We start from the raw sequence: 22,080 nt of genomic DNA, 5'->3' as shown, positions 1-22,080 counted from the left end.
CGGTACCCCTTTTGCGGTCGTCGGCCGGTACTTGCGTGCGGTGGTCAGACCTGGATGCCGACCAGACCGAGGAGCCAATTGCCGATGCCGGTTGCCGCGGTGGTGTTCGTCGCGATGCCCAGATACGCCATGCCCACCAGCGACAGGCCGCCGACGGTGACGACCTTCGAGAGGTTGCCGCGCAGCCCACCCATCAGGACCACGCACGCGATCAACACGAGGATGGTGAAGACGATGTTGTCTTCGATCCAAGCGCGGACCCCGGTCGTGGTGACCTCGGTGGTCTGGGCGAGCACGTCACCACTCGGGATGGTCGTGATCGCCAGTTCGGCAAGACTTGGCGCGAGAGACATGAGCACTCCAGTGATGGTTCGGTCGGTACGCCCGAAAGGCGACGGCCGAGAACGTAAAACGAGCACGCGATCTCGCCCAAACAGGTGAATGCACACAGCGCACACATCCGGCGAGGTCGACGGGGAAGAACGAGCGCGAGAAACACCTCCACGATCGAGACCGGACAGCCATGCCGAGCGCACGTGGCGGGGAGTGCGGAGCAGCGATGTTCACGCGCGCCGTCACCGCACATGAAGCGAGGTGATCGTCGATGCGTCTTCGATGCCTGAACAGCGACCCGAGCGATAGTGCCGGCCGGGGCGGTGGACGAACATGCATCAACGCCAGGTGTGTGCCCTGTGCGAGAGAGGTTCGCAGGGCCGTGATCGGGCTGGGGGAGGCAGGGGTGATCGTGGGGGAGTGGGGGAGTGCGCATCATGGCGCTCGACAGAGCGCGTGAGATGGGCGATGGATTCGAGCGGTGAATCCCAGTGCTGCGCAGAGCGCTCGCGACGCCCACCCCTTACGGGGTCACTCCCCCCGGCGTTCCTTGGGGGGAGTGTAATCCAGAATTGCGCGCGGCGCCAACGGTATTCGCAACCGACCACGTCGAACGCTCTTCGGAGCGCTGACTGCGGCGGTCGTGCCCACGCTCGATAACCACACGGGGAGGGCGGCTGTGGAGCGTTCGGAACACCACGTGCAAGTGCCCATAAGCATGCTCGGATGAACGCTCGCTGAACCGGTATGCGAGCGCTGGGATCAGCAGTCGAAAAAGCGCTCGGTGACATCGCGTTGCAAGCGCTGTGGTGGAGATCTTCTCAGGTGAGCGCCGAACACGTTGAGGCACAAATTCATCGAGCTGGGCACTCGCGGATCCGAGCGCATCACCTGCGTCAGTTCGGAATGCCGTCACCTGCTTGGTGAAAACTCGGCCCCTCTGCCACTGTGCTCGCACACCGCACCGGACGGCATCCGGCGAAGACGAGCACGAGTGAAAGGCGCATGCAGTGAGCGCAACTCCAGACCCACTCAAGGACTGGCTCGTCGCTGCATGGCGCGACACGTTCGGCGACACCACCGACGCTCGCGGCGATCGGACCGGCGACGGGCGGACCACGTGCGTGTCCCGCTTCGTGCCGTTCTCGCCGCTGACGGCAATCTCTGCCGCAGCTGCCTTCTCCAGCCCCATCCTCATTGCTTCTGTCGCGGGAAACGCTTCGGTCGTCGAGGCGCTGACCGGGCTGTACGACTACCGGTGGCCGCTGGCAGTAGCCACCGCTCCGTTGATCGCCCTGGATATTTCGCGGCACCGCACTCACCGGTGGTCACAGATGCTCGACGCGATGGTTCAGCAGAGCACCGGGCATATACCCACCAAGGTCTCGATTTCGCGGCCCACCACCGGGCGCTCGATGCGAGGCGCGACGATCAAGCTCTCGCGCGGTGCAGTGATCCGCCCCAAGCAATTCGAGGCGCTCTCGCGTGCGGTCGAAACGGCCTTCGGGACCAGCGAGACTTCGGCGGTGACGGTGCGGCACGACGCGCACCGCGACCGGCTCGTCATCACCCGCACGCCGATCTCCCCGGACACCCGCAGCGAACGACAGAAGGTCCTGCAGGATGCGCTCGACGGCGCCACGATCTTCAAAAGTCCCAAGGTCAGCGTCGACACCATCGACGAGGACGGCATCGAGACCGGCTACCGCATCGCCTTCGCCAAGTCGATGAACGCCGGAGCACCGGGCTTTCAGGCCAAGGTCGACGAAGCCCTCGCCTCGCTCGCCGGCCCGCACGAATCCGGCCGGAACTGGACCTGCGATTGGTATCCGAACAAGGGCTATCTGGTGATGCGTCTGGTCACCGCCATGCCCGAGCGCGTCGACCACCCCCTGGAACTGGTCGATGAGAACCTGCGGCACCTGCCCTATGCGACCGGCGCGGCGGACCGGATCATGTTCTGGGATGTCTCGACGAGTTCGAACAAGCCGCACTGCTTGATCGTCGGCCCCACCGGCGGCGGTAAGACCTCGGTGATCCGCACGCTGCTGACCGAAGCGGCGCGTCGCGGGGTTCCGTTCGTCGGGGTCGATCCGAAGATGATCGAACTCGACGGCCTCGAGGGCTACCCCGGCTGTGGGGCGATCATCTACGACGCGCTGCGCGCGGCGATGTTCGTGCGCGCCCTGCATACGGAGATGATGGCGCGCAACGCCTACATCCATCAGATGAAGATCGAAGGTTCGCAGCTGCCGCTGATGATCGCGGTGCTCGACGAGTTCTTCATCCTCTCCGGCAAGTGGCAGCGTCTGGCCAAGACCGGCGACGACGAAACCAAGACTCTGCTCAAGGAACTCGATCCGCTCGGTGCGTGGGCGGATCTGGCGGTGCTCGCGCGTTCGGCCGGCATCCGGTTGTTGCTCGGTGTGCAGCGTCCGGATGCGTCCCTGTTCGGTGGTGCCTCCGGCAACGCGCGTGACAACTTCGGCACCCGCATCTCGCTCGGCAATCTCTCGCAGGACGGGGCGTTGATGATGTGGGGGGATTCGACGGTGGGCCGTGAGGTCGACACCTCGGTCAAGGGCCGCGGGATCGCGCTCGGTGACGACGGCTCGCCCGTCGATGCGCAGATGTGGTGGACCCCGAACGTCGACAAGCATCCGAACAAGTGGAACCAGCTGTCGGAGAACGAGAAATCCATCATCGACGGATTGATGCCGGCCGAGGCGCCGCAGTTCACCTGTTACTCGCCGGAGCTGGCCGAGTTCATCGAATCCGAACGCGCCCTGGCGCGGCGGGCACGCAACTACGGAAGCGTGCCCGAGCCGATCGTCCTCGGCGGTACGAGTACGGGCGGTATCGGCACCGTGTCGATGGCCAAGACTGGAGCCGAAGCCGCACCGGAACTTGATCCTGCGGACGAGGACTTCGCCGATGTCATCCCGGCCTCGAGCGTGACCGCCGGGCAGACCGTGCTCATCGACAACGAGGACGGCGACCTGGTGCCGGTCACCGTCGATGCGGTCGATGTGCGTCGCGGCAGCCGAGGCGAGGTCATCGAGACCGTCCTGACCATCGGCGCCGACCGGGTCACCACCCGCATTGCTTTCGACGCGAACGGCGTCGTTGTCCTGCCCGAACCCGACCTCGTGGGACGCAGCGCATGAGCATCGGGCGACCCACCGCACGAGAGTCTGATCGCTGTCCGTGTCGTCGCGATCGCATCAACCCCGTAGTGACCGCTCGTCGGCCCCGTGAACCACGCCCGTAATCACCACCGGAAGGAACCCGATGACTCGTCGCATTTCTCAGTCGATCACCCCTACTGCCGAGGACGTCGCCGCGTTGCGTGGCCCGTTCGTCTCCAAGGGCGCCAACGATCCGGTGATCAAGGCGCTGCGCGAGTACTTCAAACAGACCTCGCCGGTGTGGCTGGCCAAACTCGACGAGAGGCAGGAACTCACGCGCGAACGCCTCGCCGAAATCCGTGAGGCGTCGGCCAAGCGCCGCGTGGTCATCGAAGCGCTGCCCGACGGCAAAGCCCGCACCAACGCGTTGGCCGAGCTCGAGCAGACCGATGCTGTCATCGACGAGATGGACACCGCGCTGGCCGGCGCCGGTGCCTTCGGCGGGATCAACTAACCATGGCGCCGACCGTCGAGATCGAGGCGACCTCCGCGACCACCGCGCGCGCGAGGCTCACCGGCGCCGACGTGCCACCGATGGAACTGGCGGCAACCGAGGACAGGGCGCTGGCCGCTGTCGTGCACGACTTCGTGCGCACCCTCGCAGCCAAGCAGCAGTCCGCCGTCGAGGTCGTCTATCGCACCGGCAAGGACACCCGGTTCCTCACGGTCGGCCCTGACGGCAAGCTCACCGAAAGTGCTCCGAGCGTCCCGATTCCGGTCGTGGTGAGCGAACCCGCTTCGGCGGCCGCCGAGGCTGTTCACACAGTGCTGGCCGCGCCGGTGACCGTGGCTGCCGAACCGTTCACCTACGAGACATCGACACTGGTCGACCGGGCGCCCGCTCAGGAGCCTGCACAGGCCGCGCCGACACGATCGCGGGGTCCGAAGTCCATACCACCCCCAGAATTGGCCACAGAGCCGCTCAGCGGCCGGATCGAGGCGTTGTCGGCGCTGTCCGCACCCCGCGTCAACCCAGCGGCCGGCGAACCCGCCCGCCTCGGGATGCGGGGACGGCTCAACGCGATGCTCGGCCTGGCGCTTGCACCGAAACCCGACTCGATCGAGATGCGGCTGCGCGCGGCGCACACCACGATCGCCCGGCCGCTGCCGGACGGCGCGCTCGTCACCGTCGCCAACGTCAAAGGCGGCGTCGGTAAAACCCCGATGGCGATCGGCTTGGCCGAGACACTGGCCGAGTATCGCGGCCCCGCCACGATCGCGTGCCTGGACCTCGGGGAGGTCGGCGGCAGCTTCACCGATCGGATCGCGCTTCCCCCGGCCGCAGGGCAGGACGTGGCGTCGCTGCTCGCCGATCTCGGTGATCAGGCGCAGCCGGTGCGCTCCTCCGTGCTCACTCGGTATCTGACCCGTCAGCCGTGCGGCTCGTATGTCGTCGCCGGCGGAATCGGGGCGGTGGCACCGGTGAGCTACGACGACGCCGCGACGGTGGCGGCGATCCTCGGACACCACTACGACCTGCTGGTCGCCGACACCGGCAACTCGCGCCACGCCGGCAGCTGGCGGTGGGCGATCACCGCTGCGCACGCCGTGATCGTTCCGGTGCCGCTGCGCCGCGACAGCGCGGTCGCTGCCCAGCGCACCCTGGCCGCGATCTCCGCCGTCCGCCCGGATGTGCTCGTCCGCACGGTCGTGGTCATCACCGAGGGGCCGGGGGATGTGCCGATGGTCGAGACCGATGCCGTCGATGCGTTCTCCGCACTCGGTGTGCCGGTGTGCCGGATGCCGTTCGAGCCGCTGTTCGCCTCCGGTGAGCGCATCACCTTGAGCCAGTTACGACGCGACACCTGCGAGGCGTTGACCGTCCTCGCCGCCACCGTCGTCGACCTGATCGCAGACGACCCCTGATCCCGTTGGTCCGGAACCATTTTCGGTCCGGGCTTAAGGCTGCTCCACGTCATCCTTTTCGATCCCCGACCAGACCCGGCCCTCCCTGTGGCCGACCGATGAAAGGCAATGCCCGATGAGTAACGACAACCCCACCCCGAACCGCGCCGCACGCCGCGCTGCCAGTCGCCACCGCACAGTCCAGCGTCAGGCCACGGCCGCGTTCGTCGCGATCGCCGCAGTGGCGGCAGGACTGGTGCTGGCCCCGACCGCCGGTGCGGCCCCATCCCAGGGCGGCACTACCGGCGGCGGGACGCAAGGCGGCACCACCGCGACCCCGGCACCGCAGACCGAGGTGGAAGTTGTGCCGCAGGCGCCGTCCGAGCCGATCTACTGGTCCGCCCCGCCTGCAGTGCAGCCGCAGTACGAGCCGCTGCCGAACTACGACTACGACACCGGCCGCTACAACCGGCAGACCACGTACACCCCGCCGCTGGACCTGTCGACGCTGCACGCCCCGACCCCGGTCGAGCAGGCCCCGATCTACATCGCCCCGCCCGAGAAGATCATGATCGGCGACTACCACCTCACCCAGCCGAACTGGGTCACCGACGCCGACCGCGAGCGCACCAACAACACCGCCGGCCTGACCCGATCCCAGGTGGCCACCTTCTGGCGTTCCGTCGGTGTCCACGCTGATCGCGCCGACCGCGTCGCCGCCGCACAGATCGGCGGTGTCGCCGCCGGAGCGACCGCAGGCGCCGCGGCCGGTGCGGTACCGGGTGCGCTGATCGGCGGCACCATCGGCGGCATCGGCGGCGCCGCCCTTGGCGGGGTGGTGCCGCTGCCGATCCCGGTGCTGCCCGAAATCACGACCGGTGTCGCAGGAACCGCGGCAGGTGCGGCGATCGGTGGCGCCGTCGGCGCAGTCCCCGGCGCGCTCGTCGGTGGTGCAGTCGGCCTCGCTGCCGGTACCGCCTTCGGTGCCGGGGACGACGAAGGACAGCCGATCGAGGTCGAGTTGCCGGACGTGCAGCAGGACGTGATCACCGAGCAGACCGCGGCGACGGTCGAGCAGTGGCAGACCTCCGGACCGGTCGGTGCCGCCACTGCGGAGGTCGTGCACAGCGCGGTGCAGACAGCACCGCACATCGATTCACAAGCCCGCGAATGGGTCACGGCGCAACCCGGCGGCGAGAACGTGATCGCCGCCGTGGACACCACCCTGGAGGCGTTCTTCGGTGGTTCGGCCGGCACTGCCGCCGAGATGATCTCGACCGCCGTCGGACAGGGCGCTGGCGCCCCGGTCTCCGCCTGACCGTACGAAAGGATGTGGGTGCACCCCGATGAAACTCGGCAAGACAACATTTCGGCATCCGGCCGTCGTCGACCTCCTCGGCGGTGCACCCACCCCACCCTCGGGTGCAACCGCCGATCCGGTTGCACCCGGCGATGCGATCGACGGTGCATTGGTTGCACCGGCGGTGACCCCACACGAGCGACCTGTGCCGCGCACAGCGAGGCGCACCGGCCGCGTTGCAGCGGTTGCCATCGCCATTGCAGTGGGGGTTGCAGCCGTCACCATAGGGGTGATGTGGAATGCACGCGGCGAAGAGTCCGCAGCGGCAGCACCGCCGTCCGACGATGTGGGCACACCGATGCTCGAACTGTCCGCAACGCCGACGGCGCCGGCGTCGGATCTCGATGACGATTGCCGCGCCGACCGGGGTGACCAGCGCAGTGGCGCCGGGGTGATCGCCGCCTGGAACTACGCCTATTACGTCCGGCGCGACGCGGTCGCCGCCCGCGCCTTGGCCACCCCGAATAGTTCCGTCGTCCCGGCCGAGCAGCTGCAGCCGTTCATCGACGAGATCCCCGTCGGCACCAATTACTGCGTCCGCACCAAGGCCTTGTCCGAGGATGTCTATCTCGTCGACCTGTCGGAACTGCGCCCCGACGGCGTGCAACGCATCACCCAGACCGTCACCACCCAGCAGATCGACGGCACATGGTTCGTCGACGTCTTCAACTGACCACCGACTCGGCAACCCGCCCGTTTCCGTGAGGTTCGTGCGGCGCACCTCGTCGATGTCCTGTCCGCACCCCGGGTAGGGGAGTGAGATGCCAAGAGCACGTGTCAGTAGTCGAATCAGCACCCCTCTAGAGAATGTCGTAGAAAGAGGCTTCCGTCGTGTCCGATGACTCCCCTCAGTCCGCACCGCCGTTGCGCCACGATGCGCGGCCGGTGCGTTCGAAGATGCTCGGTGTCGCCGCGGTGGCAACGATGGCGTTGCTTCTTGCGGCGTTGGCGTTCACGCTGTCGTTCGATGCGTTGCGGGCACTGGCCATCGAAATCAACGTGCATCCGAGTCGTGCATGGATGGCCCCGGTTGCCATCGACGTTGCACAGGCCGCTGCAACAGCCGGCTACGTCATCTTCCGCGTTGCCAACCGGCACCTTTGGGCGCGGCGCTACTGCATGAGCTTGGCGGTCGTCACCGTCGCGTTGAGTGTGGTGGGCAACTCGTACCACTCCTATCAACTCGCCGCCCGCAACCTCGCACGCGTTGCAGCGGGTGAGCACCTCGGGTTCATCCCACAACCCCCAGCCATTGCCGCGGTCATTGCGGCGATCTTCCCGCTGTTGTGGCTGGCACTGTTTCACCTGTTCACCATGATGTTGCAGGTTGTCATCGACGAACGCGCCCAACGCCGTGATGCTGCAACGGTGGATCAGCTCGTGCACCGTGAGGGCACCACCGCTGCACCGATCCGCCCCGCGACCGAGAAGACGACGGAGCACGATTTCACGCTTGCCGCGGTGGCAACGCCGGAGAGCGCAATCGATGCCGGCCGCGCCCACGAGGTGCACCACGAAGCGCAGAGTGCATCACCCGGCACCTCACGCAAGTCCGGCGTTGCGGGTGTTGCCCTCGCCGAGACGACCGTGGACGCCGATGTTGTCGGGAACGCCCGCGGCGCCGATGCAACGCGCAACGGTTACCCGCATACCGCGGCCGGGTTGCAGCAGTTCCTCGCCGACGGCAGTTTCACCGACCCGGTCAAACGCGTGGCGGCGATGCTCATCGACGAGCCGCACCTGCGGCAAACCCAGGTTGCGCGGCGGTTGCACGTCGATAAGTCCACGGTCAGTCGTCGGTGGCGCTCGTTCGTTGCGGCCGCCGAAGCTGAAGGCTTCGCCGTGCCGCCGCTCCCGGCGGTCGACAGCACCGGACCGGTGCGGGAACTGCAACCCGCGTGACTCATGTCTGAGGGGTTGCTGCGGTCCGTGAAGCGGCAACCTTCCCGACTTCGCGTTCCCGCTCGCGTCCCCACTTTCAGGGCGATGTCATGCGTCGGTGCCTCATGCTCCCCTGAGCGAGGCCGGCCGTACCGGACAGCTCAGCGAGCCTCATTGACCGCACTCGAGCCCGGTCGACGGGCGTTTGCACCGAAGTCGGGCCTTCAGGGATTCGGTTCCCACGGGTTGACACACCGGACACCGAGCGGGTCGAAGTGCTTGGTGTTGCGCGTCGCCACGGTCATCTCGGCGGCCTGGGCGACAGCGGCGATGAGAGCGGCGTCGAACGGCGCATGTTCGGGCGCCCGGTAGGTGGCCAGCACCCGGGCGGCCGGCAGATCAAACGGCAACACACGGTCAGCGAAGGCGGGCAGGACCCGTTCGTCGAACCACCGGCGCAGGACCACTCCCTGATTCGGGTCGGATCGCTCCTTGGCGACTACGCCTCGTTCGATCTCGGCAATAGTCATGGCCGTCACGAACAGGTCGGCCACCGGCACCGACGCCGCCCAAATCTCGACCGACCGGTTACGGCCCCGAACTCGCAGCGCGGACACCACGTTGGTGTCCAGAACGTACTTCACAACTCGGCGGTTCGGGCGGTCAAACCGAGGCGCTCGGGCTCGAACTCGATGTCGGCACCCTCATCGGTGCTCAAGAGGTCGACGAGCGTGACTGGCTCCCGCTCGAGGGCCTCGCCGAGGATGTCGCGTACCTCCGCCTCGACCGACCGGTGATGCTGCTCAGCACGCGCCCGCAGGGCAGCCTTGGTTCCCGCGGGAAGGTTGCGGATCAGGATCTGTTCCACCGTGACCACCTCCGATATCACACTAGTGATATCACCCAGGAATGTCGGAGAACCGCGACCCGGTGATTTATCCGGGACGGCATCGTCGGCGCTGGCGACATCCTGGACCGCATCGCCGCGGTCGGAATTCAGTGGCCGGCCGTCTATACCGATGACCGCGATCTTGTCCTTACCCGCGTGACGAACTGGCTCGGATCGTTCCTTCCTGATCGGGCACCCGCGGCGGAGGTGGGGCAGTCGGTTGCCGAGCCTTCGGCCGAGAACTATCGCGCTGTGCTCGACGGGCTTTTGGCCGCAGCGACGGCTCACCCCCGCAGCATTCCGGGAGATGCTGGGGCGGTCCTCGAGGGTGACCCCGAGGGCCGACGACAACGGCGCCTTTTCCTGCGGAGTCGACCGAGGGCGCGGACCAGAGCTCGATCGGTGAGTTCGGGCGGGAGCGGTCACCCGTTCCTGGTGCTTCCGCGCCACTGCTGCGCGGCGGCGTGCCCTCGAACGCCGGGCAACACGATCGGCCCACGCGGTCGATGAGGGGTCAGCGGCAGCAGTTCGGGTCCAGCACCGCACGTAACGCGTCGAGGGCTTCGGTGCGGGCGCGGTGGAAGACGTTCATCCCACGTCGTTCGGATTCGACCATGCCGGCCTTGCGGAGCTGGCCGAGGTGGTGACTGACGGTGGATTCGGTCAGGTCGACGCCGGTGGCGAGATCGCAGGTGCACACTTCGCCGTCGTCGGCGGTGAGCAGGATCGACACGAGTTTGATGCGGACCGGGTCCGCGAGGGCCTTCAACCGCAGGGCGAGTTCGAGGGCCGCATCGTCGCTCATGGGGGCGGCCGAGACCGGCGCGCAACAGATGGGGGCGCTGACGTCGATGACGGGTAGGGCTTTCGGCATCCTTCGAGCTTATCTACTTTCTTGACATACGTCGAAAAGGTGGCGCATTCTGTAGGCGTCCAGTACTTCGATATATGTCACACAGGTGGAGGATGTCATGTCCCGCGCACAACTCGCCCTCAACGTCGACGACCTGACCGAAGCGGTCACCTTCTACACCAAACTGTTCGGTGTCGAACCGGCCAAGCTCAAGCCCGGTTATGCGAACTTCGCGATCGCCGAACCGCCGCTCAAGCTCGTACTGCTCGAAAACCCCGGCAAGGGCGGCACCATCAATCACCTCGGCGTCGAGGTCGAATCCAGCGAGAAGGTTCACGCCGAGATCGCCCGCCTGACCGGCGAAGGACTGTTCACCGACGAGGAGATCGGCACCACCTGCTGCTTCGCCACCCAGGACAAGGTGTGGGTCACTGGCCCCGCCGGGGAGAAATGGGAGGTCTACACCGTCCTCGCCGATTCGGACACCTTCGGCTCGAGCCCACAGCACCTCGACGACCCGGCTACCGCCGAAGGCGGCGTGTGCTGCGGCACCGCCGCCGCCCCGACCGAAGGGACGCAGCAGACCCCAACTACAACGTCCTGCTGCTGAACAACCCACCTCATGTCGGCCACCCAGGTTCGGGTGGCCGACATCGATGTCGTCAGCGACGAAGCCGCTGGGCGAGGTCGGCGACACGAGCGGCGATGTCGTCGCGGACCAGCCGCATCCGTTCGATGCCGTCGATGCCGCGTTCGGATGGCTCATCGGTGTCCCAGTTCTCGAACCGTGTCCCGGCCACCGGATCGAGACGGGCTTCGCGGCCGAGGGTGACCACCAAATCGACATCGCGGACCAAGTGCGGATCGACCGGTGTCGGGATCTGCCTGGTGATATCGACGCCGACTTCGAGCAGCACCTCGGCTGCCAGAGCGTTGATGCTGGTACCGGGTTTCGTGCCGGCGGAGTGCACCGCGACGGTGTCGCCGGCAGCGGCTTTCATCAGCCCGGCGGCCATCTGGGATTTTCCGCCGTTCTTCACACAGACGAACAACACCGAGGGTGTGCTCACAGGCGAGGCCCTTTCACGCAGGTCAATTGTCGAGATCGAGGTCGGCGACGGCAGCCTTGGCGGTGCGGCCGACGCCGAGGATGGTGGCCGAACCGGGACCGGTCCAATCGCCGTAACCGAGCAGATGCAAGCGCGGCTCCTTCAACGAGCGGGTGCCGCAGACCGGCACCGTGCCGGTGTGGTCGCGCAGCCGCAACGGCCGCAGGTGTGCGAGGGCGGGACGAAAACCTGTCGCCCACAACACGACATCGGCCCGCTGATGGCGCTCACCCCAGGCGATGCCGTCGACGGTGAGCCGATCGAACATCGGCAGGGCGGTCAAGACGCCGCGTTCACGTGCAGCGAGGACCTCCGGAACCATCACGATGTCCCCGAGGGCGGCGATGCCACCAGGATCGGGCCGGCCCGCAGCCAGAGCGACCGCACGGCGGGAGGCGAGCTCGAACAAGGCCCGGCCGTCGACACCATCGGGCAGGAACCGCGGCGGACGGGTGGTGACCCACGTGGTTGCCGCGACGGTGGAGATCTCGGCGACGAGCTGGGCGGCGGAGTTGCCACCCCCGACCACGACGACATCGGCGCCGGTGAACTCGGTCGGGGTGCGGTAGTCGACGGTGTGCAGTTGCCGCCCGGCGAACAGACCCGCGCCCGGATAGCTCGGCCGAAACGGTCGCTGCCAGGTGCCGGTGGCACTGATCACCCGGCGCGCCCGCCACTGCCCACGGTCGGTGTCGACCAGCACAGCGGGGCCGTCGCGGCGCACCGCCTGCACCCGCACCGGCCGCTCGATCGGCAGGCCGTAGCGGGCTTCGTAGGCGGTGAGATAGTCCACGACATGACGTGCCGGCGGGAAACCGTCCGGCCAGCGCGGCATCGGCCACCCCGGCAGCGACGCGAATTCCGCCGGGGAGAACAGTCGCAGCGACGGCCACATGTGCGGCCACGCCCCGCCTGGGCTGTGCTGATCGTCGAGGATCACGAAGCGGTGCCCGGCCCGGCGCAGGTAGTAGCCGGCAGCCAGACCCGCCTGCCCACCGCCGATCACGAGCACCTCGACGTTCGTCGTCATCGAAGAACCTCGCAGGTCAGCGCGGTGAGGACGGGGTGGTCAACTCGGCGACGAGGGCTTCGACCTTGGCCTTGATCTCGTCGCGGATCGGGCGCACCGCCTCGACGCCTTGACCGGCCGGATCGTCGAGCACCCAGTCCCGGTATGACTTGCCCGGGAATACCGGGCAGGTGTCCCCGCACCCCATCGTGATCACCACATCGCAGGCGTGCACTGCCTCGGTGGTGAGGATCTTCGGATTCTGACCGGAGATGTCGATGCCGACCTCGGCCATCGCCGCGACCGCGGCCGGATTGACCTGATCGGCCGGGGCGCTGCCGGCCGAGCGCACCTCGATCCGGTCACCGGCGAGGGCGGTGAGGAAACCGGCGGCCATCTGTGAGCGGCCGGCGTTGTGGACACAGACGAACAACACACTCGGTGTGCTCACGGCTCAAACCTCTTTCGATGCGGGCACGTGTGCCGACTCGTGACGGGTGAAGCGGTTGCGCAGGGCGAGGGAGACGTACACCAAGGCGACGAGGACCGGCACCTCGATAAGTGGCCCGACCACTCCGGCCAGCGCCTGTCCGGAGGTCACCCCGAAAGTGCCGATCGCCACGGCGATGGCCAGTTCGAAGTTGTTGCCCGCCGCGGTGAACGCGAGCGTGGTGGTGCGCTCGTAGCCGAGGCCGATCGCGGCGCCGAACAGATAACCCCCGCCCCACATGATCGCGAAGTACGCCAGCAACGGCAGCGCGATGCGCACCACGTCCAGCGGCTGGGAGGTGATCTGCTCGCCCTGCAGCGCGAACAGGATCACGATGGTGAACAGCAGACCGTACAGCGCCCACGGTCCGATTTTCAGCAGGAAGGTGTCCTCGTACCATGTACGGCCCTTGGCCTTTTCGCCGAAGTGGCGGGTGAGGAAACCGGCGATCAGGGGGATTCCGAGGAAGATGAGCACCGATTTGGCGATCTGCCACGGCGAGACATCGAGGGTGGCCTGTTCGAGTCCGAGCCAGCCGGGCAGCACCGACAGGTAGAACCAGCCGAGGACGGCGAACATGATCACCTGGAAGACCGAGTTGATCGCGACCAGCACTGCTGCGGCTTCGCGGTCCCCGCACGCGAGGTCGTTCCAGATGATCACCATCGCGATACAGCGGGCCAGACCGACGATGATCAGGCCGGTGCGGTACTCGGGCAGATCCGGCAGCATCAGCCAGGCGAGGGCGAACATCAGGGCGGGGCCAAGGATCCAGTTCAAGATCAGGGAACTGATGAGGAGTTTGCGGTCGCCGGTGACGGTATCGAGACGGTCGTAACGCACCTTCGCCAGCACCGGATACATCATGATCAGCAGGCCCAGGGCAATCGGCAGGGAGATGCCGTCGATCTCGATGAAACTCAGAGCCTCGCCGAGTCCGGGGATCATCCGGCCCAGTAGCAGGCCGACGACGATGGCGGCGCCGATCCACACGGCCAGGAATCGGTCGAGGGTCGACATCTTCCCGACGACCGCCGGGTGATCGGTGTTCGTCGTGGTCATCGCGTCGCCTCCGCTGCATCGTTGACGATGGCGCAGTCCGAGCCTGGTACGACTCCGCGTTCCGGGGACAGCACGGCCGACAACTGGGCCAAGGCCGATGGGATCACCCGGTAGTACACCCACGTTCCGCGGCGTTCGCAGTCGAGCAGACCGGCTTCGCGCAGCACTTTGAGGTGATGCGAGATGGTCGGCTGGGACAGGTCGAAGGCCGGGCTGATGTCGCACACGCAACTCTCGCCGCCCTCATGGCTGGCGATCAGGCTGAGCATTCGTAGGCGCACCGGGTCTCCGATCGCCTTGAACATCCGAGCCAACTCTCCGGCCCAGTCCTCCGTCAGAGGTTCCCGTACCAGTGGCGCGCAACAGAGGTCGTCACTATCAATTTGAATCGACACCCATCAATATTGACAGTGATCGAATCAACGGGCAAACCGGGACCACGCCCCATCGGAGCAGGACCGGAAAGTGCGAGCTCAGCCCGAACGACTGGGTCAGGAGCCACGTGGCGGCGTACGACGCAGGCGGGGGAGCCGAAGCGTACGAATTCGAGGCATGCCTGGGATGATCCTGACTCTCTGATGAACCGTGATCGGGTGTGGTCCCAGACCGACCGGCGGTTCGCGCTTCTTGCCGCTGTCCTCGAGCAGTCCAGGTTCGAGGACAGCGTCGGAATGTCCCGAGCCGGCTTACCTGAAGTGGTCCTCAAAACCGCTGTACAGTCCCCCCTATCATGGGAAGGGTCACGGCAGAGCACGGCAAGTCGGAGTAGGGGTGAGGCAGATGAGCGTCGTCACGCCGAAGACCTTGCGTCAACAACTCGTGCAGTCCGCGGTCCTGGACAAGATCATGAGCAGCGGCATCTCGGTCGACACCGAACCCGTGCGCCGGAACCTCCGGACGATCCGCCGGCAGGTGGGGCGCAGTCCGCTGATGGACCGCTACCTCGACCGCTGGGACAGGATCGTCCGCGACAACGACATCGACGGTATCCGCACGATCGTCGAGTCGGACGACGACACCAGCCGGGAGATGCGGAATCTGTCGCCGCTGTCGGTGCTGCTCAGCGACGACGAACGCCAACGTGTGCTCAACGAGTTCGGAACCCGGCTCAGGGGTACCGCGACACGGTGAATCGGGAAGAACTCGGGCGCGCGATCAAAGCTGCGTGTGCCAACCTCGACGAGCCGCGTGTGATCGTCCTGGGCTCTCAATCGATCCTCGGCAGTTTCGACACCGATGAATTGCCCCCGGCGACCTTCTTGTCTCGTGAAGTCGACATTCTGCCGTTGAGTGGGATCACGGACCCGCCCTCGGTCGAGGACAAACTGCTGCTGCTCGATGCCCGACTTGGTGAGGACTCACCTTTTCATACTGCCTTCGGGTTCTATGTCGAAGGCATTCACAAGGATGTCGTGGTCCTCCCGAAGAATTGGGACAATCGGCTCGTCCACTTCGTCGTCGACGACGACGCGTCCACCCGGTACGGGCGGACCGGGTTGTGCTTGGACCCGGTGGATCTGTGCGTTTCCAAGACGATCGCCGGCAGAGAAAAGGACTACGAGTTCGTCGCGGCACTCGTGACGGAACAGCTCGTCACGGCCACCGCGATCCAGGACCGCATCGCGAGCGGTATCGACTGGCCACCGACCTACATCGAAGACCAGGAACGGTCCCTCGCCAGAGCTCAGAGCTGGTTGGACCACCTGTCGAGCCGGGTTGTGGTGCGGTCCGACGGAAGTCGCGCCACACCCACGTCACCGCCGACTGCTGGACCCGAGATTACAGCTGCACTCCCTTGGGCATCCGCATCCGATCGAGCAGATGTTGGACCGAAGGACCCGAGAGGGGAACAGCGCGGAACCTGAGCTTGGCGATGACGGCCCCACCCGGGAGGTCGGGGCCCGACCTGTTGCGTTGACGGCCTCACCGACGGCGAGGCCACGGTGTTCGGCATCAACCGAATCCATGAGACGCGGCGGGAAGGAACTACACGTTGGTTCCTGCTCTCGTCTTTCCTTCTGCCTCGAGATTGCGTCGAGGACCGCTGACAGTATGGGATCGGATGGCATGGCCGACCAACCCATGAAGTTGCGGTCGGCTTTGGCGTTGGCCATCGGTCCGATGTTGCCATCGAGGATGACCCGCAGGTGCGGTGCGAGGTGCTGCATCCACCAGGAGGGCACGGCGGACATCGAGCCCGAGGTCCTGGCCGACCACCTTCACACCTCACCCCAGGCTGGGTCGAAAGCGCTCAAAGGCCACGAGTATGTGGCACCGGCAGAAGGTGGCTGGACGGTCCACGGACGGCAGGGGCTGTCGACGCGTTTTCTCGATGAGAATCCGACGCCGGAGGTGCCTGCACCTACTGTCCGAGTACGACTACCGGCCCGACCATGCTGGGCCGGGGAGAACAAACGCAGATCCTCCGGGATGAGGTCTCAACGGCCGTTGCCGTTGCGGACGAGAGCTTGAGCATTGCGGATCAGCGATTGGAGGGTGCCGCGTTCAGGATCCCACCACTCATTGGACCAGCTCAGCGCGCCGATGATCAGCCCTTGAGCAGCTCGCAGATCCAGATCGGGATGCAACTGGCCGGCCTCCTCGGCCTCCACGAGATGACGTCGCCAGATCGCACCGTATTCGCGGCGAAGTTCCTGTTGCCGATCCCGGATGCTCTCGGGCATCTGGCTCATATTGCGCGTGGACGCCGCTGCATAGTGGGAGATCGTCAAGGCGACTTCGAGGTGCCCGGCTACCGCTGCGAGTACGCGGTCCAGTGGCGTCGCCGTGGGAGGAAGCGCGTCGATCACGGAAGTCACATGCTCGATGAACCGGTGGTGCCCGACGGCCATCACCTCATCGACGAGGTCTTCACGTGAAGGGAAGTACCGGTAGATCGCCGGGGTCCTGATTCCGGCGATCTCCGCGATGTCGGACAGCTTCGTACCGGCATAGCCTTCCCGATACATGTAGCTACGAGATGGCCGCGCCCGGCGGAGGTTGTACGCATGTGGCCCTCGTCGTCTGCACAGTTCTTCCCTGCGGCCTTGCAGGAGCTTACCCAGCCATGAATGCCAGCGCGGCATGCTGATCAACCTAATTCAGTCGTCTACACTATAAGTTGTTTGCAGAGTAATAGTTGATCTGGTAGGAGCCATGCGATCGACAAGTGAGCTGGTCACGGACGCACTGAGCGTGCTTCGCGCTGCCGACGTCCGGGTGGAAACGAACGGCTCCCTCGGGGACTGGATGCTCGCCCTTCCGGCCCAGCGAGTACTACCGGTGCGGATGAAAGCGTCCGCGTCGCCTCCCACGCCCAGCGCCCTGAAAAAGCTTGTCGACGCGCAACGTAAGAAGCAACGCGACGTGAAGCTCTTTCTCGTTGTTGCGCGCGCCACTTCACATCTCACACAGTTGGCCCATGCTTCGGCCGTCCACCTGCTCGCTGTAGATGAACGGCGTCTGATCGTCGACGGCACCGACTACTCCACGACGATCAATCAAGAACCCACACCCGACCACATACCGCTCCGCCGCAGGGGGCGACCGCCGTGGATCCGGTGGGCGATCGAACGCCTCCTGCTCTTGTCCCCCCAACCGCTGCCCCAGAGGATCCTGGCCAGCCACCTGCACACCACACCCCAAGCTGTGTCGAAAGCTCTCAAAGGCCACGAGTATGTCGAACCGGTAGAAGGCGGCTGGACGGTCCACCGACGGCAAGAGCTGTTGACCCGCTTCCTCGACGAATATCCCGGCCCGGGAGGTGCCTGCACCTACTGGTACGGACTCGACGCGCCCACTGGGCAGATCACCGATGCACGACAACTGTGCCGCGACATGGACGTTTGCTGTCTCCAGACGGGAGACATCGCCGCTGACCATTACGCACCGTGGCGCATGCCGGTCACTGCGGCGCTTTATATGCGCGAACTTCTCGATTTCGTTCCTGCTGGCTTCAGCGTCGCTTCCCGCGAGGAGTACACTTTCACAGCAACCGTCCCAGAAGATCCCACCCTCTGGCGTACCGCCGCCGTCCTCACGGACTCAACCCCCGAGTTCGTCGACCCGATCATTGCGCTGCACGATGTGATGCATGGTGAAGGAACAGACGCACTCGACGCAGCCGAACACCTACAGGACGCGATCCTTCATGGCGCGGTACGTAGATAGCCGCCGGCAGTGACCGACATCGTCGTCCAATCAGCATCGAACGCAGCCGATCTCGGTCTTCGCGCCCTTGCGGACCTGGCCGCCGCAGCCGCAGGTCTCGACTATCGGGTCATCGGTGGCCACATGGTCCATCTGCTCACCTACGTCTATCCCACCAGCGACGCACACCAACGTGCCACCGCCGACGCGGACGCCGGCATCTCGCCAGAAATCGCAGGAAGTCCCGACCTCGACACCAAACTCGTAGGCCGCGGATACACGCGCGTCCGGGGGAACAGATGGGAGGCCCCCTCCGGCGATCCCGACCATCCCCTCGCAGTCGACCTGCTGGTACCAGCGACCTCCGGACAAGGACGAGAAACAAAATTCCTCGGCGACAAGAAATTCGGCTTCGACGCCATTCCCGGACTGTCCCTCGCACTGCACTCCCAGCCGCTCGACGTGACGGTCCACGCCCAGCTCTACAACGGTGATTCCACCACGTTCACCGTATGCATACCGGACGTGGAATCGGCGGTCGTGCTCAAAGCTCTCGCCTGGAACAGCCGCCATCACCCGAAGGATGTCGAAGACTTGAGCTCGTTGATGGCCATCGTCCACCAACACCGAGACGATCTCCAGGTATGGAAACTCGACCAACCCTGCACAGGTTCTCGAAAAGACGCCGCGCGTGTCCTCTGAGGCTTAGCGACTATGGCGGACAAGGGACAACGTATTACCGGCCTGCGCATGGCGCATGCGCGCTTCGGCGCCCTGATCCAGCGTTACATCCACGGATAAGGATCGACTGATGGCGAGATCGTCTCTGCCGCTGCGTGCACGGACTGCGTCCACCGCACTTCGGCGTGCCCATGCCGCGCGCTGGACCTCCACACTCGGCAGCGCAGGATGGGTCGCACCCCGCCAGGGTGCACCGAACACTCTGGGGCGCCGCCAGAAGGTGACCACAGCAACCGCGCTGCGGCTCGACCGCATCGTCGACGAACTCGTTACCGCCTTCCGCGCATCGAATGGCGCTGCAGCCGTCTCGAGCACAGTCGTACTCGGCGTCGCGCCGGAAATCCACGACCGCCTGATCTGCGCCTACCTGCTCGACAAGGCATTACCGGCACCTACGGGGGCGCAGGTCCGCGTCGAGATCAAGCGGGAAGGACCTCGGATCAGCGTGCAGGTCACCCTTGAACCGGCTTCCACGACGACCAGGAGCGCCCCCACACAGCGTCAGCGGCGGCACACGTGAGCCGGTGACCCTCTCAGCCCCGCGAGCGCGTTCGACCCCGATCGCTGGAACGACGCGCACGGTATAGCGGGATCGGCGTCGACTTCGGCTGACTCCCACCGAGCACGGCCTACCCCTAGGACCACCTCGCCGAATGCATACTTTAAAAGTAAATTGAAAGTATGTCGGCGCATGAGGTTCCGTTCTCGGACATCCAGAACAAGGGCAAAGCGACGCTGTCGGCGTGGCAGCGCTCAGGCACGCGCCCGCTGCGCGTGACCCGACGCGATGACGAAGATCTGGTCCTGATCACAGCGACCCGAGCCGACAGGAACGTGCGGTCCTGACAGCGGCGACGGCCATGGTCGATGCCCTGCTGCACGCGAACAATCCCGGGCTTGTCCGCACTGTCGTCGAGGCGGCGTTTCCGTGGGTGAGCTACCTCTCCGACGAGGAAGGCGCCGATTTCATCAACGAGCTCATCACATCGCTGTGCGCAGGCTCATCCCTGGACAATCCGGCTCTCGCGGCCCGCGCCATCGAGATGTGGCGTCATACCGCGGAGGTGTATGCCGACCCGGAGCTCGCCCGCATCCTGTCGACGCCATCCGAGGGCGATTTCGGAACTGTGCCGGTGCCGGAGCTGTGAGCCCTGAACGAGGGAAGCAGGTCGCGCTGCCGGCATCCGATTCCGATTCTCTGTGGGAGCTGCGGTTCGCGACCAACGAGGCTGCGAAAGGCTGGGACGAGCTGTGTCGGCAGGCGCCGGCGAACACGTTGGTGGCCTACGAGGAGATGCGGCGCCGCGAGGTCGAGCAAGTGCCCACCACGCGTCATCACCGGCTCGAAGGCACGCTCGCGTCCGGGGTGCGCAACGGTAGTGAGAGGGAGCAGTGGCAGTACGAGGTCACTGCCGACAGGCGAATCTGGTATCTGATGGACGTCGAGCGGCGCACGTTGTGGTTGAGGTATGCCGGTACAGCGCACCCCGAAAAGATGGAGTGATCTTTCAAGGAGGACGTTGTCATCGAATGCGTACTCGGCTGTGTGACTATGCGGACCACAGTCCCGCGTTGTTCTTCGCTTCGCAGACCGGCCTTATCGACCCGTCACGCCGACTGATGCATCTGTCGACGCGGAATCAGTTTGGCGCGTACTGCTTCCTTTGTGTGCGCCCGTGCTTCGATCTCGCGGGGGCCGCGGTACCGCCGCGCTGCAAACAGCCCTCGACGGCAGCCGACGCGAGAATTTCGGCACGATCGTGTCGATCCCGGACAGATGCAGGTTGCTGATCACCACGACGCCGCGCCGCGAATCGGCAACACCGATGAGACAGTGAACGCTTCGGCGGCAGCCTGACCCCGGCGGCAGCATCCCGATCTCGCCCACGACGAGCAACTCGGTCCGGGCAATCCTGCTGATGGTCGTGCGGGTCGCTCCATCGAGATGCTCAGGGATCCTCCTGAACATCGGCGACATCGAGACCCCAACCGGAAAGCGCCTGTGCATCTCGAAGGATTCATCTCACCGATGCGGGACTACATCGTGACCGAAAACGCGACCGAACGTACTTCCCGTGACTACGTTCGATGGAAACCGAACGTCCACCAGCGGAAAGGATTCCACTGATGTCTGACGCATCGAATCCCGGCGGTGCCGGTTCGCCCGCACCCGGCTACTACCCTGACCCATCCGGTGTCATGCGATGGTGGGACGGAAGCCGGTGGACCGATCGCGTACAGAACAGCGGACCGCCTCCGTCGGCACCTCAGCCGCCCAAGAAATCGCACACCGTGCGCAACATCTTATTGGCGCTGGTCGCAGTGGGTGTATTGGCGATCGGTGGCTGTATCGCATTCCTCGCTGTTGCCGCGAACGAGGTCAACGAGGCAATCGAAACCGCGGAGGCCCAGGACTCTGCCCCTGGCGGGCCCGATAACCCCCTGACGATTTCCGAGGGTCAACCCTTCGAGGTTTCGGGCTTCCAGTACGCACCCGGATGGTCCGTCACGCAGGACGGACTCGGTTACGTCCAGATAGAGGGCCTGAAGGTGACCAATGCGCGAGGTGACAGGGACGGCGCGTTCGTGGAGATCAAGTTCATGGACGGAAACGAGGTAGTGGCGCTCGTCGACTGCACGACAGAACAGATCCCGGTCGGTCAAACCACGTCCTTGAACTGCTCCAGTGGCGACAAGTTCCCAGCGACGTACGACAGGATCACCATCAACGACACCTTCTGAGCGCAGCAGGAGCTCATGCCGGCGCCGACTGCCGTCACGGTGCTGCGTGAGGGGTGTTGCTGAGGGTCAAGCCCCTGGTAGTGGTGTAACTCGTTTTTGATCCTTCGTTGGTGGTCAGGCGGGTAGTTGCATCAGTTCATCGGTGCTCACCTCCGTCGCCTGGCTGGTGTCGGTGTTGGTGGTCAGGGTGAGCCGGCAGCGGCTGAGCACTTCTAGGCCGAGGTATCGGCGGCCTTCGGCCCATTCGTCGGTCTGCTCGGCCAGGACGGCGCCGATGAGGCGGACGATGGCATCCCGGTTGGGGAAGATGCCCACGACGTCGGTGCGGCGGCGGATCTCGCGGTTGAGCCGCTCGGTTAACCGGCCCTCCCACGACACGATCACGGTTGCAGCGTGAGGTCCTGAGCCGACGACCGGTTGAGGCGCATG

General features: G+C 65.6%; 25 protein-coding genes and 1 pseudogene. 15 read left to right on the top strand and 11 right to left on the bottom strand.

The window, feature by feature from the left end:
* Nucleotides 1–44 precede the first annotated feature (44 nt).
* Nucleotides 45–353 carry a hypothetical protein gene (locus NVV99_RS24475; RefSeq protein WP_064257743.1) on the bottom strand — a complete coding sequence of 103 codons (309 nt, stop codon included), beginning with the start codon at nucleotides 351–353 and terminating at the stop codon, nucleotides 45–47.
* A 990-nt stretch (nucleotides 354–1,343) separates the two neighbouring features.
* Here NVV99_RS24475 and NVV99_RS24470 point away from each other — a divergent pair.
* The 6 genes from NVV99_RS24470 (at nucleotide 1,344) to NVV99_RS24445 (ending at nucleotide 8,628) form a co-directional block, all read left to right on the top strand.
* Complete coding sequence (locus NVV99_RS24470; RefSeq protein WP_219130581.1) at nucleotides 1,344–3,500, top strand: FtsK/SpoIIIE domain-containing protein; 2,157 nt, start codon at nucleotides 1,344–1,346, stop codon at nucleotides 3,498–3,500.
* A gap of 124 nt (nucleotides 3,501–3,624) precedes the next feature.
* Nucleotides 3,625–3,975: a hypothetical protein gene (locus NVV99_RS24465; RefSeq protein ID WP_064257459.1), complete on the top strand. Its 351-nt coding sequence runs from the start codon at nucleotides 3,625–3,627 to the stop codon at nucleotides 3,973–3,975.
* A 2-nt stretch (nucleotides 3,976–3,977) separates the two neighbouring features.
* Entirely contained in the window at nucleotides 3,978–5,387 is a 1,410-nt protein-coding gene (locus NVV99_RS24460; RefSeq protein WP_064257458.1) for a ParA family protein, read from the top strand.
* A 115-nt stretch (nucleotides 5,388–5,502) separates the two neighbouring features.
* Entirely contained in the window at nucleotides 5,503–6,684 is a 1,182-nt protein-coding gene (locus tag NVV99_RS24455) for a hypothetical protein (protein ID WP_064257457.1), read from the top strand.
* 28 nt (nucleotides 6,685–6,712) lie between these two features.
* A complete protein-coding gene (locus tag NVV99_RS24450) occupies nucleotides 6,713–7,399 on the top strand; it encodes a hypothetical protein (protein ID WP_064257456.1) in 687 nt (228 codons plus the stop codon).
* A 272-nt stretch (nucleotides 7,400–7,671) separates the two neighbouring features.
* Nucleotides 7,672–8,628 carry a hypothetical protein gene (locus NVV99_RS24445; protein ID WP_260783166.1) on the top strand — a complete coding sequence of 319 codons (957 nt, stop codon included), beginning with the start codon at nucleotides 7,672–7,674 and terminating at the stop codon, nucleotides 8,626–8,628.
* Nucleotides 8,629–8,831: 203 nt separating this feature from the next.
* Here NVV99_RS24445 and NVV99_RS24440 read toward each other — a convergent pair whose 3' ends face one another.
* The 3 genes from NVV99_RS24440 to NVV99_RS24430 form a co-directional block, all read right to left on the bottom strand.
* Nucleotides 8,832–9,251, bottom strand: a complete 420-nt coding sequence (locus NVV99_RS24440) for a type II toxin-antitoxin system VapC family toxin (protein ID WP_064257455.1) — start codon at nucleotides 9,249–9,251, stop codon at nucleotides 8,832–8,834.
* Nucleotides 9,248–9,475 carry an Arc family DNA-binding protein gene (locus NVV99_RS24435; RefSeq protein ID WP_064257462.1) on the bottom strand — a complete coding sequence of 76 codons (228 nt, stop codon included), beginning with the start codon at nucleotides 9,473–9,475 and terminating at the stop codon, nucleotides 9,248–9,250. The genes NVV99_RS24440 and NVV99_RS24435 overlap by 4 nt, the downstream gene beginning before the upstream one ends.
* A 535-nt stretch (nucleotides 9,476–10,010) precedes the next feature.
* The gene (locus NVV99_RS24430; protein ID WP_060654893.1) at nucleotides 10,011–10,370 is read right to left on the bottom strand and encodes an Rv2640c family ArsR-like transcriptional regulator; all 360 of its coding nucleotides are present in this window, start codon (nucleotides 10,368–10,370) and stop codon (nucleotides 10,011–10,013) included.
* Nucleotides 10,371–10,467: 97 nt separating this feature from the next.
* On the opposite strand from NVV99_RS24430, the gene NVV99_RS24425 reads away from it, so the two are divergent.
* On the top strand, nucleotides 10,468–10,959 hold the full coding sequence (locus NVV99_RS24425; protein WP_064257461.1) for an ArsI/CadI family heavy metal resistance metalloenzyme: 492 nt from the start codon (nucleotides 10,468–10,470) through the stop codon (nucleotides 10,957–10,959).
* 52 nt (nucleotides 10,960–11,011) lie between these two features.
* Here the strand turns inward: NVV99_RS24425 and NVV99_RS24420 are convergent, their stop codons facing one another.
* From NVV99_RS24420 to NVV99_RS24400, 5 genes are read right to left on the bottom strand one after another with little or no spacing between them, the layout of a single operon-like run.
* The gene (locus NVV99_RS24420; RefSeq protein WP_064257454.1) at nucleotides 11,012–11,419 is read right to left on the bottom strand and encodes a low molecular weight phosphatase family protein; all 408 of its coding nucleotides are present in this window, start codon (nucleotides 11,417–11,419) and stop codon (nucleotides 11,012–11,014) included.
* Nucleotides 11,420–11,441: 22 nt separating this feature from the next.
* Nucleotides 11,442–12,488 (bottom strand): ArsO family NAD(P)H-dependent flavin-containing monooxygenase, encoded by a 1,047-nt coding sequence (locus NVV99_RS24415; protein ID WP_064257453.1) that lies wholly within the window; start codon nucleotides 12,486–12,488, stop codon nucleotides 11,442–11,444.
* A 16-nt stretch (nucleotides 12,489–12,504) separates the two neighbouring features.
* Nucleotides 12,505–12,918, bottom strand: coding sequence for an arsenate reductase ArsC (locus NVV99_RS24410; protein ID WP_082921158.1), 414 nt, complete (start codon nucleotides 12,916–12,918; stop codon nucleotides 12,505–12,507).
* 3 nt (nucleotides 12,919–12,921) lie between these two features.
* Nucleotides 12,922–14,019, bottom strand: coding sequence for an ACR3 family arsenite efflux transporter (arsB, locus tag NVV99_RS24405; RefSeq protein WP_064257452.1), 1,098 nt, complete (start codon nucleotides 14,017–14,019; stop codon nucleotides 12,922–12,924).
* Nucleotides 14,016–14,414 (bottom strand): helix-turn-helix transcriptional regulator, encoded by a 399-nt coding sequence (locus NVV99_RS24400; RefSeq protein WP_064257451.1) that lies wholly within the window; start codon nucleotides 14,412–14,414, stop codon nucleotides 14,016–14,018. The genes arsB and NVV99_RS24400 overlap by 4 nt, the downstream gene beginning before the upstream one ends.
* A 385-nt stretch (nucleotides 14,415–14,799) precedes the next feature.
* Between NVV99_RS24400 and NVV99_RS24395 the strand changes: the two genes are divergently transcribed.
* Together NVV99_RS24395 and NVV99_RS24390 are read left to right on the top strand one after the other, a co-directional pair.
* Nucleotides 14,800–15,150 (top strand): hypothetical protein, encoded by a 351-nt coding sequence (locus NVV99_RS24395; RefSeq protein ID WP_197481928.1) that lies wholly within the window; start codon nucleotides 14,800–14,802, stop codon nucleotides 15,148–15,150.
* Nucleotides 15,147–15,884 carry a hypothetical protein gene (locus NVV99_RS24390; RefSeq protein ID WP_197481929.1) on the top strand — a complete coding sequence of 246 codons (738 nt, stop codon included), beginning with the start codon at nucleotides 15,147–15,149 and terminating at the stop codon, nucleotides 15,882–15,884. The genes NVV99_RS24395 and NVV99_RS24390 overlap by 4 nt, the downstream gene beginning before the upstream one ends.
* A 573-nt stretch (nucleotides 15,885–16,457) precedes the next feature.
* Here the strand turns inward: NVV99_RS24390 and NVV99_RS24385 are convergent.
* The gene (locus tag NVV99_RS24385; RefSeq protein ID WP_082921157.1) at nucleotides 16,458–17,105 is read right to left on the bottom strand and encodes a TetR/AcrR family transcriptional regulator; all 648 of its coding nucleotides are present in this window, start codon (nucleotides 17,103–17,105) and stop codon (nucleotides 16,458–16,460) included.
* A 70-nt stretch (nucleotides 17,106–17,175) separates the two neighbouring features.
* Here NVV99_RS24385 and NVV99_RS24380 point away from each other — a divergent pair, with 70 nt between their 5' ends.
* The 6 genes from NVV99_RS24380 to NVV99_RS24355 all read left to right on the top strand — a co-directional run bounded on the left by NVV99_RS24380 (nucleotide 17,176) and on the right by NVV99_RS24355 (nucleotide 21,651).
* Nucleotides 17,176–18,189 (top strand): hypothetical protein, encoded by a 1,014-nt coding sequence (locus NVV99_RS24380; RefSeq protein ID WP_156666232.1) that lies wholly within the window; start codon nucleotides 17,176–17,178, stop codon nucleotides 18,187–18,189.
* A gap of 9 nt (nucleotides 18,190–18,198) precedes the next feature.
* A complete protein-coding gene (locus NVV99_RS24375; RefSeq protein WP_082921156.1) occupies nucleotides 18,199–18,870 on the top strand; it encodes a hypothetical protein in 672 nt (223 codons plus the stop codon).
* A 109-nt stretch (nucleotides 18,871–18,979) separates the two neighbouring features.
* Nucleotides 18,980–19,429: a hypothetical protein gene (locus tag NVV99_RS24370; RefSeq protein WP_064257447.1), complete on the top strand. Its 450-nt coding sequence runs from the start codon at nucleotides 18,980–18,982 to the stop codon at nucleotides 19,427–19,429.
* 340 nt (nucleotides 19,430–19,769) lie between these two features.
* A complete protein-coding gene (locus NVV99_RS24365; protein WP_231912113.1) occupies nucleotides 19,770–20,057 on the top strand; it encodes a hypothetical protein in 288 nt (95 codons plus the stop codon).
* Nucleotides 20,054–20,413 (top strand): hypothetical protein, encoded by a 360-nt coding sequence (locus tag NVV99_RS24360; RefSeq protein WP_064257446.1) that lies wholly within the window; start codon nucleotides 20,054–20,056, stop codon nucleotides 20,411–20,413. The genes NVV99_RS24365 and NVV99_RS24360 overlap by 4 nt, the downstream gene beginning before the upstream one ends.
* A gap of 623 nt (nucleotides 20,414–21,036) precedes the next feature.
* Nucleotides 21,037–21,651, top strand: a complete 615-nt coding sequence (locus NVV99_RS24355; RefSeq protein WP_024100410.1) for a DUF2510 domain-containing protein — start codon at nucleotides 21,037–21,039, stop codon at nucleotides 21,649–21,651.
* 114 nt (nucleotides 21,652–21,765) lie between these two features.
* Here NVV99_RS24355 and NVV99_RS24350 read toward each other — a convergent pair.
* Nucleotides 21,766–22,005, bottom strand: a pseudogene (locus tag NVV99_RS24350) (transposase); the annotation flags it as partial.
* Nucleotides 22,006–22,080 lie beyond the last annotated feature (75 nt).

This window comes from Rhodococcus sp. PAE-6, from assembly GCF_025290685.1.
Lineage (GTDB): Bacteria > Actinomycetota > Actinomycetes > Mycobacteriales > Mycobacteriaceae > Rhodococcus > Rhodococcus pyridinivorans.
Note: the sequence above shows the minus strand (reverse complement) of the source record. Positions and strands in the feature narration are given on the sequence as shown.